The sequence below is a fragment of the Allobosea sp. FG18 genome (assembly GCF_057809495.1).
This window is the reverse complement of sequence record NZ_JBMDKB010000027.1, coordinates 18,527-31,806: the sequence shown is the minus strand read 5'-3', so window position 1 is coordinate 31,806 and position 13,280 is coordinate 18,527. Positions and strand designations below refer to the sequence as shown.

At 62.8% G+C, this 13,280-nt stretch carries 11 protein-coding genes; 6 read left to right on the top strand and 5 right to left on the bottom strand.

Translation table 11 applies throughout. The features are described 5' to 3' along the window. Positions 1 to 70: 70 nt before the first annotated feature. From ACODTJ_RS24625 to ACODTJ_RS24610, 4 genes are read left to right on the top strand one after another with little or no spacing between them, the layout of a single operon-like run. Positions 71 to 2,758 (top strand): class I SAM-dependent DNA methyltransferase, encoded by a 2,688-nt coding sequence (locus ACODTJ_RS24625; protein WP_488850473.1) that lies wholly within the window; start codon positions 71 to 73, stop codon positions 2,756 to 2,758. Next, entirely contained in the window at positions 2,758 to 4,800 is a 2,043-nt protein-coding gene (locus ACODTJ_RS24620; RefSeq protein ID WP_488850471.1) for a DEAD/DEAH box helicase, read from the top strand. Before ACODTJ_RS24625 ends, ACODTJ_RS24620 begins: the two co-directional genes overlap by 1 nt. Position 4,801: 1 nt before the next feature. Further along, the gene (locus tag ACODTJ_RS24615) at positions 4,802 to 5,992 is read left to right on the top strand and encodes a GIY-YIG nuclease family protein (RefSeq protein WP_488850469.1); all 1,191 of its coding nucleotides are present in this window, start codon (positions 4,802 to 4,804) and stop codon (positions 5,990 to 5,992) included. A gap of 37 nt (positions 5,993 to 6,029) precedes the next feature. After that, a complete protein-coding gene (locus ACODTJ_RS24610) occupies positions 6,030 to 6,650 on the top strand; it encodes a hypothetical protein (protein WP_488850467.1) in 621 nt (206 codons plus the stop codon). Positions 6,651 to 6,703: 53 nt separating this feature from the next. Here ACODTJ_RS24610 and ACODTJ_RS24605 read toward each other — a convergent pair whose 3' ends face one another. The 4 genes from ACODTJ_RS24605 to trxB form a co-directional block, all read right to left on the bottom strand. Then, a complete protein-coding gene (locus ACODTJ_RS24605; RefSeq protein WP_488850465.1) occupies positions 6,704 to 7,480 on the bottom strand; it encodes a hypothetical protein in 777 nt (258 codons plus the stop codon). Between the two features lie 66 nt (positions 7,481 to 7,546). Further along, on the bottom strand, positions 7,547 to 7,969 hold the full coding sequence (locus tag ACODTJ_RS24600; protein WP_488850463.1) for a DUF350 domain-containing protein: 423 nt from the start codon (positions 7,967 to 7,969) through the stop codon (positions 7,547 to 7,549). Between the two features lie 5 nt (positions 7,970 to 7,974). Beyond that, positions 7,975 to 8,955 (bottom strand): DUF2491 family protein, encoded by a 981-nt coding sequence (locus ACODTJ_RS24595; RefSeq protein WP_488850461.1) that lies wholly within the window; start codon positions 8,953 to 8,955, stop codon positions 7,975 to 7,977. A gap of 618 nt (positions 8,956 to 9,573) precedes the next feature. Then, the gene (gene trxB, locus ACODTJ_RS24590) at positions 9,574 to 10,545 is read right to left on the bottom strand and encodes a thioredoxin-disulfide reductase (RefSeq protein WP_488850459.1); all 972 of its coding nucleotides are present in this window, start codon (positions 10,543 to 10,545) and stop codon (positions 9,574 to 9,576) included. 126 nt (positions 10,546 to 10,671) lie between these two features. On the opposite strand from trxB, the gene recJ reads away from it, so the two are divergent. Together recJ and ACODTJ_RS24580 are read left to right on the top strand one after the other, a co-directional pair. Continuing rightward, positions 10,672 to 12,447: a single-stranded-DNA-specific exonuclease RecJ gene (gene recJ / locus ACODTJ_RS24585; protein WP_488850457.1), complete on the top strand. Its 1,776-nt coding sequence runs from the start codon at positions 10,672 to 10,674 to the stop codon at positions 12,445 to 12,447. Continuing rightward, positions 12,444 to 12,953, top strand: coding sequence for a macro domain-containing protein (locus tag ACODTJ_RS24580; RefSeq protein ID WP_488850455.1), 510 nt, complete (start codon positions 12,444 to 12,446; stop codon positions 12,951 to 12,953). The genes recJ and ACODTJ_RS24580 overlap by 4 nt, the downstream gene beginning before the upstream one ends. A gap of 3 nt (positions 12,954 to 12,956) precedes the next feature. Here the strand turns inward: ACODTJ_RS24580 and ACODTJ_RS24575 are convergent, their stop codons facing one another. After that, positions 12,957 to 13,277, bottom strand: coding sequence for a hypothetical protein (locus ACODTJ_RS24575; protein ID WP_488850453.1), 321 nt, complete (start codon positions 13,275 to 13,277; stop codon positions 12,957 to 12,959). Positions 13,278 to 13,280: the final 3 nt, after the last annotated feature.

Sequence of the window (13,280 nt, the reverse complement as noted above, 5' to 3'; positions counted from 1 at the left end):
GCTCTGCTTCTTCCCCCGTTAAGGCATCTTCGCCTAGGCTGACGCTTCGTTTGGTGAAGGTGGCCTTGCTGTGAATATAGCCGAGATCGAAAGCAATCTGAGCTCACTTGGTGAGCAGAGTCCCTTCGATCCTGCACGACTTCCTCTTAGGCTCCTGGAAATCTATGGCGCCCCTCGCGCAACGGTGGCGCGCTTGCAAGCCGGCAGCCTGAACAAGGGCGAGCGTTCCGACGACCTTCTCTGGAAGGGGAAGCTGTTCTTCCGCGTCAGTTCGCGGGACAGGGTCGCCGAGACACTCGATGAAATGGCCGAGGCCGCTGCAGCCAAGGCTCACAAGCCCCGCATCCTGATTGCAACCGACGGTGCGAAGGTCTCGATCCGCGACATGAAGGCGGACGAGTATCGTCACGACGACCTCGCGAAGCTCGGCGACCATTTCGACATCTTGCTGCCCCTGGGCGGGGTCGAGCGATACGAGGCGGCCCCCGAGAACCCTGCGGACATCAAGGCGGCATCGAGGCTGGCTCGCTTCTATGATGCGATCGTGGCCGCGAACCGCGAGTGGCTGAAGCAGGATCGCACCCATGCGATGAACCTCTTCATGACGCGGGTCCTGTTTTGCCTCTTTGCCGAGGACACAGGCATCCTCGAAGAAGGGCTCTTTTCCCGGACGATCGCTGAGCTCATGAGCCGAGACGGCTCGAACGCAAAGTCGATCCTGACCGCGCTCTTCGATGCGATGGATCGGCCGAACGAGGATCGGGAAGACATCCCCGCCTATGCTCGTCGCTACCCCTATGTGAATGGCGGGCTGTTCCGCGACCGGACCGAAGTTCCGGAATTCGATGGCGCCGCACTGCGGCTCCTGGTCGAACTCTCGCTGCTCAATTACGCCGCGATCACGCCTGACATTTTCGGGTCGATGATCCAGGCAGCGGTCGACCCTGCGCTGCGCGCCCGGATGGGTGTCCACTACACCAGCGTCTCGAACATCATGAACATCCTCCGGCCGATGTTCCTCGACTCGCTTGAGCGCGACCTGACCAAGGGCTGGAACAGCAAGCCGGCGCTGGAGGCCCTGTTGAAGAGGCTTTATCGGCTACGCGTGTTCGACCCGGCCTGCGGCTCTGGCAACTTCCTGATCGTTTCGTACCGGGAAATGCGGCGGCTCGAAATCCGGGTCTTCCAACGGCTGAAGGAGCTATCATCGCAGCTGTCCCTGCCGATGTCGGAGATACGTCTCTCGTCGTTCTTCGGGATCGAATACACTGACTTCGCCGCGGAAACCGCCAAGCTTTCGCTCTGGATCGCGCAGCACCAGCTCAACAAGGAGTTCGAGGGGGTGTTTGGCAGCGGGAAGCCCGCCCTTCCCCTGACCGACGGCGGGACCATCCGATGCGGCAATGCGACCCGCGTAGCGTGGTTGAGCGTCTGCCCAGCCGAAAAGGGGTCCGAGACGTATGTTGTCGGCAATCCGCCGTATCTCGGTCGAGGCCAACAGACCGCCGAGCAGAAGGCCGATATGGCGCATGTCTTCGATGGCGTGACCACGAAGTTCGGCAACATGGATTATGTCTGCGCCTTCATGATCAAGGCGTCGGAGTATGCGGCCGCGACAGGCGGACGCTTCGCGTTCGTCACCACCAACTCGATCTGCCAGGGCGAGCATGCCAGCCTGCTTTGGCCGCTGATCTACAAGCGGGGGCAGGAGATCCTGTTCGCTCACCAGGCGTTCAAATGGAGGAACGGCGCGTCCAACGTCGCTGGTGTGACCTGCATCATCGTTGGCGTCGGCGCAGCCTCATCGGAGGACAAGCTCCTCTACAGCCCTGAGGGCACCCTCAAGGCGGTCAAGAACATCAACCCCTACCTCGTCGACGCACCTACCGTGATCGTGCGCCCGCGCCGGGCGGCTGGCAGCGACCTGCCTCGCATGAACTTCGGCAGCATGTCGAACGATGGCGGGCACCTGCTGTTCTCTCCCCAGGAGATGAACGCCGTTCTCTCGGAGCACCCTGAAGCCCGGCCTCTTTTCAAGCGCATTTTCGGAGCGCAGGAGTTTATCAAGGGGATCGAGCGCTGGTGCTTATGGCTTGACGACAAGAACGTCCGCCAGGCCGAGGCAATCCCTGCCCTGAAGACCCGGCTCGATCGCTGCAAAACCTATCGCGAGGACAGCAAGCGTCCCGAGACCAAGAGCTGGGCGCCGACTCCGCACCTCTTCATCGAGAACCGGCACGAGGCAGGCGAAATCCTCTTCATCCCTCAGGTGTCGAGTGAACGACGCGCCTATCTCCCGGTCGGCTATCTCCCTCAGGACTCGCTCGTCATCGCGCCGCATTTCGCGATCTTCGATGCTCCCCACCACGTCATGGCGATTCTGAGCTCGCGCCTGCATGCGCTCTGGAGTCTGGCAGTCGGGGGCGGCCTGGAGCTGCGCATCAGATATTCGAACACGCTGATCTACCACACCCTGCCGTTGCCGGATCTGTCGGAGAAGCAGAAGGCGGCCCTGGCGGACTGCGCCTGGAAGATCATGGACGAGCGCGAGAACCACCCCGGCGCTCGGATCGATGATCTTTACGACCCAGGAAAGATGCCCCCGGGCCTCCTCAAAGCTCACCAGGAGCTCGACGAAGCCCTTGAGACGATTTACCGGGGCAGACCCTTCAAATCCGACGAAGAGAGGCTCTCGCACCTCTTCAAGCTCTACGCTGCGCGCAATGCGACCGAGTCAGCCGCTGGGAGGGCTGCCTGATGACCGATTTGGTTGCCGTACACTACGCCCATAAGGGAACCGGCAAGAAAACGAACGCGCTTGGCATGCGCGAGATGCAGGCTCGCGTCTTCGAACACAGGAACGCGCAGTTCCTGCTCGTGAAGTCACCGCCGGCGTCCGGTAAAAGCCGGGCGCTGATGTTCGTGGGGCTCGACAAGCTCCGGAATCAGGGGCTTTCCAAGCTGATCGTCGCCGTCCCCGAGAGGACGATCGGCGCCTCTTTCGGCTCGACTCCGCTGTCTAAAGACGGCTTCTTCGCGGACTGGGTGGTCGCGGAAGAGTGGAATCTTTGCACGACCGCCGGAAACCGCCGGAAGGTCGCAGAGTTCGTGCGGTTCATGTCCAGCCCGGGCGAAGTGCTGGTCTGCACCCACGCGACGCTCCGCTTCGCCTACGAGCAGCTGGGCCCTGCGGCATTCGAAAACATCTGCGTCGCAATCGACGAGTTCCACCATGCGTCGGCGGGGGAGGACAGCCGTCTCGGCGAAATCGTCCGCGCCTTCCTCTTGAACAAGGAGACCCACATCGTCGCGATGACGGGCTCCTATTTCCGCGGCGACGCGACGCCGATCCTCTTGCCCGAGGACGAAGCGAAGTTCACGAAGGTTGCTTACACCACGTATGAGCAGCTGGCCAATTACGAGCATCTGAAGCGGCTGATCTTGGCGTTCCAGATGTATCGAGGGCGCTACGTCGATGTCATCGGTGAGTCCATCGACCCTTCTCTAAAGACCATCATCCACATCCCCAGCGTCCAGTCTGGAGAAAGCACCAAGGACAAGTACATTGAGGTGGATCTTATCCTAGATCACCTCGGTGACGTCGTTAAGGATCGCGATCCGAAAACTGGCCTTTATCTCATCAAGCACCCGTCCGGCCGCCTTTTGAAAGTCGCTGACCTGGTCACCGAGGAAGGGCGCGAGCTCGTCATGGAGACGATCCGCGGGATCAAGTCTAAGGACGACCTCGACATCATCATCGCGCTTGGCATGGCGAAGGAAGGGTTCGACTGGATCTGGTGCGAGCACGCTCTGACGGTCGGCTACAGGGGATCGCTGACGGAAGTCGTCCAGATCATCGGACGTGTGACCCGCGACGCCCCAGGCAAGGAAGAAGCCCGATTCACGAACCTGATCGCGCAGCCTGACGCTGCCGAAGACACGGTCGTCAGCGCCGTGAACAATATGCTGAAGGCGATCGCCTGCTCGCTCCTGATGGAGCAAGTCCTCGCGCCGAACTTCAAGTTCAAGACGCACAAGGATGATGACGACGTCGAAGGGCATCGCCAGAAGGCGGATGACGGGGACCAGACCGTTCGGATCAAAGGCTTCAAGGAGCCATCTACGGAGCGCTCAAGGCAGATTATCGAGAGCGACCTCAACGACCTGAAGGCTGCGATCCTCCAGAACGACACCATCATGCGCGCCGCGATGAGCCCCCAGGAGTACGCGCCCGAGGTGATCAACAAGGTCTACATCCCCAAGCTGATCGAGGAGCGCTATCCCGGTCTCTCCGACACCGAGGTCGAGGAGGTTCGCCAACACCTCGTGGTCGACACAGTGCTGAAGCGAGCGGCGGTTGAAGGCGAGGAGGTCCTAGGGGCTGGCTCTGGAAGCTCTGGCGGCGGTTCAGGCGGGAGCGGAGCCGGAGGCGCGACCGCGGCCGTAAATGACACCGGTGGGGATCGTTTCGTCAAAATGGCCGGACGCTTCATCAATATCGACGACCTGCACATCGATCTCATTGACGCAGTCAACCCGTTTCAGCGCGCCTACGAGGTTCTCTCGAAGGCGGTGAGCGCGCCCGTGCTCCAGCGCATCCACGAAACGATCCGCGCGACCACGATCGCAATGACGGAAGCCGAGGCCGTTCTGCTCTATGACCGGATCGTCGAGTTCAAGAAGGTGCACGGCTCGATGCCGAACATCCAGAGCCAGGTTCCAATGGAGCGTCGCATGGCCGAGGCGGTGATCTGGCTCCAGAACGAGAAGGTACGCCGACGGCGCGAGGCAGCCGGCTGAGATGACCAAGCGCTCCCTCGACGACATTCTCGCCGATGATGACCTGATTTCGGTCCCGGAGGAGACCCAGGCCGCATCGACCGTCGATACTCGGGTCCGCCAGGAATTCGAGGAGATTCTGCTTTTCGTCGACGCCAATGGCCGTCGACCGCTGATGCCTGACGCCGTGCGCGGCATCACCGCGTCGACGACGGAAAGACGGCTTGCCATCCGGCTCGGCAAATACCTCTCGAAGCCGGATCTCATCGCGTCGCTGAAGCCCTTCGATCGGCACGGCGTCCTGTCGCCTTTGAAGCCGACGATGGAGCCTGGTGCCGTCTCTCCCACGTCGGTCGATGAGATCCTGTCGCTCGACGACGGTGTGCTTTCTTCCGAGCACGACGATATTTTCGAGCTTCGGTTTGTCGGGGGCAAGCGCGCCGAGGCGGATTGGATCGCGAACCGGACGCCCTGCCCTGACTTCGCTAACTTCAAGCCTCTCTTTGATGCGTGCGCGGCCGAGCTCGCAAGCGGATCCCGGAAGGCGCTTCGGTTCGTTAACGAGCAGGATATCAACGCCGGCGACTGGTTCATCCTCAACGGGGTAATCGTCTACGTGGCCGAGGTGAACGACCCCCACGTCCGCTACGGCCGCAAGGATGCCCGCTTGCGCTGCATCTACGACAACGGAACCGAGTCCGAACTCTTGCTTCGAAGCCTCGCTCGCCACCTCTACAAGGACGAAAGCGGGCGGCGCATTTCCACTCCCCAGGCCGGCCCGCTCTTCGGGAGTTCGGTCCAGGAGGGCGATATCCGCTCGGGGTGCATTTACGTCGCGCTCTACCGCGGATCGAACCCGGCAATCCGCGGGCTCAAGAACCTGCACAAGATCGGCGTCACCACTGGAAAGGCGGAGCGGCGTATTGCACGGGCGAGCCAGGACCCGACCTTCCTCATGGCGCCGGCGGAACTCCTGAAGACGTTTACGCTGTTCAATTCGGATCCAGTCAGGGTCGAACGCATCCTTCATAATTTCTTTGGAGCTGTGGCGCTTAAGATCGACGTGACGGACAGGTTCTCGCGGGGTGTTCAGCCGCGGGAATGGTTCCTCGTGCCTGTGACTGTGATCGATGAAGCCGTGCGGCTGCTTATGGCTGGCACGATCGGAGACTTTGAATTTGACCCTGTCGAGCAGGCTATCCGCCCTAGATGACGTGGAGCTGGTCCCTCCACCTGTTGCCGTCCCACCTATGTATGCCCTGCCTGCCGTCGACATCTCTCGCGAACGCCTCGATGCCGAGATTGCCTATTGGGATGCTCGAAGCGAGCCATACGTCACCGAACGGACTAATCTCGGCCGCGCAGCCCAGTTCACGACCAAGGCACTGGACGGCGATACGGTTGAAGTGGGCTATCGGGGCATCAGCACCGGCGGCGTTCTGCTGAAGGCGACGTGCCGGCTGACGAGGCTAAAGGATGCGGCGGATCCTCAGGATCGCGATGCCGAGCCTTGGTGGTTCGTCTCCGCTGCGCGCTACGGTCGCCCAGACTTCTCCATGTCGCACCAGGCTGCCGGCAGAGGCGAAGGCGAACCGGTCTCGCAGTCAGAGGCTGAGATCGTCGTCAAATCCATTCGAATGGCCGCCTACAACTTTGCCATCCAATTCCCGGAACGCCTGATTGCTAGCGCGTGCAAAGTCGAGGCGGTTAAGGTCTATCGAGCAATCCAGGACGCGGTTAGGAAGCGCCAGGAGCTAGCCGAGGTTGAAGCTCTGCTCGCCGCGGCCACTGGCCGACGCCAAAGCATGCTTCAGACGGCGAAGCTCATTGGGATGCCGGATCCAGGCATTCTTATCCCCGTTGCATCCTGAAACAGAAAAGGCGGCGTCAGCGCGACGCCGCCTTCCGAACATTGTCGCGGTATTCAGACCCGAGCGGCCTTGAGCGCCGCCAGGCGGTCCGCGCTCGACGCGGGAGCAGCCGGCGTACCTGCGGCTGCAGCCATAGCGGCTGCAATGTTCGCGTCAGCCTTCTCCGGAGCGGTCGGCCGCAAAAGGCGCGCCTTCTGGTCCGCCACGGCTGCCGCGGTCGTGGCATTTGTCGCCGCATCCTTCATAGCCTTCAGGGCCACGTCGATTCCGTTGCTCGCTGAAGAAAGGCCGGCCAGCTCTCGCGCGTTTTGCTCCCGCCCCTTGGCCGCATCGAGCTGTCGATCGGCTCGGGCCATATCGCGTTCGGCGCGCTCCAGGTCGGCGCGCGCCGTGCGGATGCGCCCGGCAGCCTCGCTGTAGGCCGTCTGCAGCTCGGCCAGGAATGCTTCGGCGTCGACGGCATCCTGCTTTTCCCGAGCGACGTCTTCGTGCATGCCTTCGATCAGCCCGAGGAGGTCCTCGAGGCTCTTCTGCAAGCCGGCCTTGGCGGCGGGATCTTCCTCGCCGAGAACCTTGGTCTGCAGCAACTCCGCGGCGGCGAGGCGTTGATTGAACATCGCGACGATGGCGTCGGCTTCGCGCTTTTCCTTGTCGAAGGCAATCTGCGCGTCGGCGACCGCGCGGCCGATGCGATCGAGGTTCTCCTCCATGGTCCTGAGTTCGGCCTCGGTGGCCGATTTCGGATCCATGCGAACCACCGCCTCGATCGCGCTGGCGACGACTTTGTCCTTACGGACGCCCAAAAGGTTCTTGATGAAAGCCAGGCTCATGGTTCTTCTCCTAACCGGAAAGAGGATCCGCGGTCCCGGCCGGTCCCGGGGCGCGGAATCGTAAAATCAGAGAGCGAGCGCACCGGCGTTCAGAAGGCCAAGGCTCAGCTGGGCGGAAGCGAGCGCGATGGCGCCGGCGGCGTTACGGTCCCGCACGACATCCGTCTGCCGGATGAAAAGACGCCCGGCGAATTCGCTGAAAACGAGCTGCACAGCGACCGTCACCAGTCCCCAGACCGCGACGTCGAGAGTCCCGGCGCTGGTGACAAGCGTCGATGCCAGGGGGACCGCGAGCGCGATCATCACCCCACTCAGATTGATTGCGGCGGCGGAGTTGCCGGCCTGGATCTCCGCGAGCTCCTCGAAGGGGGTGAGACAAACGCGCAGCCAGAGGGCGCCGGCGAACATGGCCGACGCCATAACGGCATGCAGCAGGATCACAGGCACGCCACTGCCGAGTGTGTTGAGGATGAGAGAGGTGTCGATCATTTGGTTCAGGCCTTCGTCGAGCGAATGGAAGATGTCGGGATGTCGATGCCTGCCCACAGCCGCACATAGGCGGATCCGAAGCCTTCCTCAGTGGCTGAGACCAGAAGGAATTCGGTGGCAGGAGCAGGCTGGCTGAGGCCCGTGTCGCGAGCGTACAGCATCATCTCGTGACCGTAGGGGCGCTCACTAAGGTCCGCGTTGGTTACGCCTTCCGTGACCGAAATCGGGGCTGCCTGCGTCTCGCCTGGAGCCCAGACGCGGTCGTAGCGAACTCCGTCCTTGGTCTCGAAGACCGGGAAACCGATGAGGCCGTCCTGGGGGCTCAGCCAGAGACCCCATTCGTCCGCGGTTTCCGGCGTCACCTCATCGATCATGCTGAAGAAGCGCGCTTCAGCGACGCTGCCATCCCTGCCGATCGTGGCGGCGATGAAAGCATCGTCCCCGAGGTGCAGTCGGAATTGGTTGTCGCCGATCTCGCCGACCGCCGTAACCGAGAGCTCCTGGCGGGAGGCAGTTAGCCCCTTCGGGGCCGTGACCTTCAGCTGGTCCGCGAGCAAGAACTGGGCATATTCGAGCTGCACGACGTGGCCGGGAATAAACCTCATCGTCGGCGTCTTCGGCGGAGGCGGCGCAGGGGAACGCGCTGCGGTCGTGGTCCGCATCGGAGGGTTCTTCCTTCGCAGGAACTGCAAAATCACGAGGGTCGCCGCGGCGAGTAGCGAGAGAACGAACAACCATCCGATGAGGCCGAGGCCTTCCTGATCGGACGCAGGGCGCTCTCGCGTCTGAGCCTTCGCTCTTGTGATCGAAAGGGCGGCCGTCACGTCGTCCGGGAGCGTCGCGTTGGCGACCTCTGTCGGTGACAGGCCGGACACGCGGCGATCGAGCGCGTCGAGCTTCTCGCGAAGGTCGGCGTTGTTTCGAGCCATCTCTTCCGCTTCGGCTCGCCATGCCTTGACGTTGGCATCGTCGCGATGAGCCGCCATCCAGGCTGCTGACGAGGAATGCTGCTGATTGGCGAGCAGCCACCACAGGAGCCAGCTATTGCTGTCACCGCCGTAGCTCCGCGTCGTTGTCGCATAGGGTGCCGGCGGGTTGGACCACGACGGCGCGCGAGGCGTCGGTGGCACCGAAGGTGCTGAAGGACGCGACCAAGCGGTCCCCGAAGCGGTCGCGTTCGGGACGCTCGGCTGGCCCGAAGGTGAGGCCACGCTGGGTGACGGAGGGCTCGGGCGGGGAGCCGACATTGACGGCCGATTGACCTCGATGTCTCTCCGCTCACGGTACTCTCGGAGGGCAGATCCGGAGATCGATCGGTTAATCTGCCGGTCACCGAAAGAGGGGGCCGGCCGCGATGGCGCTGCGCTCGGTGCCGTCGGGCGCGGCGCGGAGAGCGACGGGCGCGTGTACCCGGACGAGCTTCCAAAGCTCGACGAACGGGACGGCGCCGAAATGCTCGGACGCGAGTAGCTCGACGAGCTCGAAAACGAGGGGCGCGAATAGCTGCCCTTGGCGATCGCTTCGCTCGCACCTGTCAGCAGCGCAGCCGACAGGAGCAGGGTCGCGATCAGCCACTTGGTGGCTTTCGTGGCCATCATTGCCGGTTACGCTGCCTCTGCCTGCGTCGCGGGCGTCATGGCGGCGAGGAACTTCTCGGCTTCGAGCGCTGCGATGCAGCCCATGCCGGCCGCGACGACCGCCTGCCTGGTTACCGGGCCCGCAACGTCACCCGCTCCCCACGCCGGGGCGTCGGTCCCAATGAGCCGCATGGTCCGCTGGTCGACCTTGATGCAACCGGACTCGTCCAGCTGGACCTGCCCCTTGAAGAGGGAGACGGCTGGATCGTGTCCGATCGCGATGAAGACGCCGTCGACGGCGACCAACTGGGTGGCTCCCGAACGGACATGCTTGATACGAAGGCCATTGACTGCGACGAGCGGCTGCAGGTCGCCGAGAACCTCGTCGACAGCGTGATCCCAGATGACCTCGATCTTGGGGTGCGCGAAGAGTCGCTCCTGGAGGATCTTTTCCGCGCGCAGGCTGTCGCGTCGGTGGACGAGCGTCACCTTCGCCGCGAGGTTGGCGAGGTAGAGGGCCTCCTCGACGGCGGTGTTGCCGCCTCCGATCACCACGACGTTCTTGCCGCGATAGAAGAACCCGTCGCAAGTAGCGCAGGCCGAAACCCCAAATCCGTTGAAGCGCTGCTCCGACTCGATGCCGAGCCAGCGCGCCTGCGCGCCGGTGGCGATGATCAGCGTCTCACCTTCGTAGATATCACCATTGTCGGTGACGGCCTTGATGGGGCGGGCCGAGAGATCGACCTCCACGACCGTATCGACGACAACGCGGGTGCCGAAGCGCTCGGCCTGCGCCCGCATTTTCTCCATCAGCTCCGGGCCCTGAACGCCGTCAGGAAAGCCGGGCATGTTCTCGACATCTGTGGTGATCGTGAGCTGCCCGCCCGGCTGAAGGCCCGAGATCACGATCGGATCGAGACCAGCGCGCGCAGCATAAATTGCTGCCGTATAGCCGGCGGCACCCGAACCGATGATCAGAACTTTCGTGGAGATTGGCATGGACCCGTTCCGAACTCGGATGAGAAATGGGATGGCAATTCATGATTGCGAGTCCAATCCAAGCCGCGTCTGCAGAATTTCTCAAGGACCGCCCATTCATTCCTTCATGATATCGGTGGATTGCGGTTGCTCGGCGTCGACAGTTGCACACCTCGCGATCAGGATGAGGCGATGTCACTCCAGTTCTGCACCGATCGCTCCGCCCGCAACCGGACCTATGGTTTGCGAGAGGCTCCCAATCACACCGCTCCGGCCTGGGTCGACTCTCGCGTCGGTCAGATCGCTGCCGCGCGCGGTGTCGGCGACCTCGAAGCCTTCTTCGCTCCCAACTTCAAATCCGCGATGCCTGATCCGTCGCGCCTGAAGGGCATGGACCAGGCGACGAAGCGCTTTGCTGAGGCAGTTCAGCGCGGTGAAGCTATCGGGCTAATCGGCGACTATGACGTGGATGGCGCCACCTCAACCGCGATCGTAATCCGCTTTCTGCGCTTGCTTGGGCATGAGCGCGTGCTGTGGCGTATCCCGCATCGCATCCGCGACGGCTATGGACCGAACACTCGCCTCGTCGATGAGCTCGCGGCGAGTGGCGCGAACCTGCTGGTCATCCTGGATTCGGGTACGGCAGCAATCGAGCCGGTGACGCATGCGCGCCAGGCCGGACTGGATGTCCTGATCATCGATCACCACGAAGCCGGCGCCGAGCTCCCTGATGCCGTCCTGGTCAACCCCAAGCGCCCCGACGAGGACCGCTCGCTCGACTACCTCTGCACCGCTGGTTTGGCCTTCCTCTTCGCCGTCGGCGTCGTTCGGGAACTTCGCGCTGCTGGCTTCTATCCCGGCAACCCACCAGACATCCGCTGCCTGCTCGGGCTTGTGGCGCTGGGAACCGTTGCTGACGTCGTCCCTCTCGTCGGCCTCAACCGGGCCTACGTTGCACTGGGGCTGCCCAGGATGGCCGAGATCGCGGGTATCCGAGCCTTGGTCGATGCGACCGGCGAGAGCGCCTTCACGCCCGTCTCTTGCGGCTTCGTCTTCGGCCCCTGCATCAACGCTGCCGGCCGGATCGACGACATGACGCTTGGCGCCGAGATACTGACGACGGACGACGAGAAGCGGGCCGAGTTTCTGGCCAAGCAGCTTCACGAGATGAACAGCGAGCGGCAGAAGATGCAGAAGCACGCCGTTCAGCTCGCCAAAGACCTCGCGATCCAGTCAGGGCAGGACAAGAACAGCGGCGTCATCGTGCTCTACGACGAGGAATGGCATCCCGGCGTTGTTGGCCTGGTCGCGGCCAAGGTCCGGGAAGCCTTCGATCGCCCCGCCATCATCATCGGGAACTCCGGTAAGGGATCCTGCCGCTCGGTCGAGGGCTACAACATCGGCGAGAACGTCATCCAGGCCTATCAGAATGGGCTTCTCGTCAAGGGGGGCGGTCACGGCGCGGCAGCCGGCTTGACCCTCGATCCGGTGAAGCTCGACGACTTCCGGACCTTTATGAACGGAAGCATCCAGGGTTTCGTGCCGCCGGCGGTGATGCTCGACCTGGTGGTGGAATGCGGCGAGCTTGAGCCTGATCTGGTCGACGCGTTCACTGCGCTTCAGCCGTTCGGGCAAGGCAACGCCAAACCGCGGATCGCGGTCGTCGGCGGCTTCGTTCGTCGCGTTCAGATCCTCAAGGGCCTGCATATCAAGGCCTGGCTTAGCGGGGATGCAGGCGATACCGTCGTCCTCCTATTTAACGGGATTGGAACGCCATTTGGCGACCTCATCGCTCAGTCTGAAGGCAGGATGCTGGATGTCATCGGAACAGCCGAATTGAGCACCTTCTCGGGGGTCACGTCTGCGATTCTCAAGCCGGAGGACGCATTCGTCGGCGCAGACAGAATGGCTCACGCAGCATGAGCGAGTTCGAAGGCCGCGTCGTCGGTAGGCTTCGTTACAAGCTCGGAGACCTCTTCACCGGCGATGAGATCGCCATCGCGCATGGTTGCAATGCTCTGGGGAAGATGGGCAAGGGCTTCGCCTATGCGCTGGCAGAGGCCTATCCCGAGGCGAAGGAAGCCTATCTCGAACACGGGGAGAACAACGGCTATCGGCTTGGCGAGGTCATACCCTGGCTCGGGCCGACCAAGAAGGTCCTGCACCTTATCGTGCAGCAGCGTATCCGTCAGAAGAGCGACCCCAAGGGAATTCAGTATATCGATTACGGCGCTGTCGAGCGCGCGTTCGAGATGATCGAACGCGGCGCAGCCCGTCATATCGAACGCAAGGAAGGCTTCTTCTACGAAGATCCCCGGCTCGCGATCCCACGGATCGGTGCGGATTTAGGCGGCGGAGATTGGAATGTCATCGAGCGGATCATCTCGGAGAAGATTCGCTCGATCGATGTGATCTGCTACGTTCGGTAGGGGTCAGCCGTCCCAGGCCGACCTGGAACGCAACCGGGCCGGCCGGCGCTCGACACGCTTCAGGTCTTCGACGACGACGCGAGGCTCTTCGTAGACCTCGACGGCTTCGACCTGGATCCCGCAGCCCAGCACGACCTTCTGACAGGGCACCCACAGGCTACGCGCGTCCTGAGAACGGATCTCCTGCGATGGGCAGCACACGCCGTCTCGCACGTCGGGGCGCGCGGCGCCGATCAGGAACGGCCCATGCTGCAGCGTGTCGCGAGCACATCCGCCCACCAATGCAGCCAGTCCGAAGCCTAGGAAGAGGATCGCGCGTTTCATCGA

Coding starts and splice junctions, on each gene's coding strand:
- ACODTJ_RS24620 (WP_488850471.1), top strand. CDS start 2,758: ATGACCGATTTGGTTGCCGTACACTACGCCCATAAGGGAACCGGCAAG.
- ACODTJ_RS24615 (WP_488850469.1), top strand. CDS start 4,802: ATGACCAAGCGCTCCCTCGACGACATTCTCGCCGATGATGACCTGATT.
- ACODTJ_RS24610 (WP_488850467.1), top strand. CDS start 6,030: ATGTATGCCCTGCCTGCCGTCGACATCTCTCGCGAACGCCTCGATGCC.
- ACODTJ_RS24605 (WP_488850465.1), bottom strand. CDS start 7,480: ATGAGCCTGGCTTTCATCAAGAACCTTTTGGGCGTCCGTAAGGACAAA.
- ACODTJ_RS24600 (WP_488850463.1), bottom strand. CDS start 7,969: ATGATCGACACCTCTCTCATCCTCAACACACTCGGCAGTGGCGTGCCT.
- ACODTJ_RS24595 (WP_488850461.1), bottom strand. CDS start 8,955: ATGGCGGCTCATCGCGACGATGCCAACGTCAAGGCATGGCGAGCCGAA.
- trxB (WP_488850459.1), bottom strand. CDS start 10,545: ATGCCAATCTCCACGAAAGTTCTGATCATCGGTTCGGGTGCCGCCGGC.
- ACODTJ_RS24580 (WP_488850455.1), top strand. CDS start 12,444: ATGAGCGAGTTCGAAGGCCGCGTCGTCGGTAGGCTTCGTTACAAGCTC.
- ACODTJ_RS24575 (WP_488850453.1), bottom strand. CDS start 13,277: ATGAAACGCGCGATCCTCTTCCTAGGCTTCGGACTGGCTGCATTGGTG.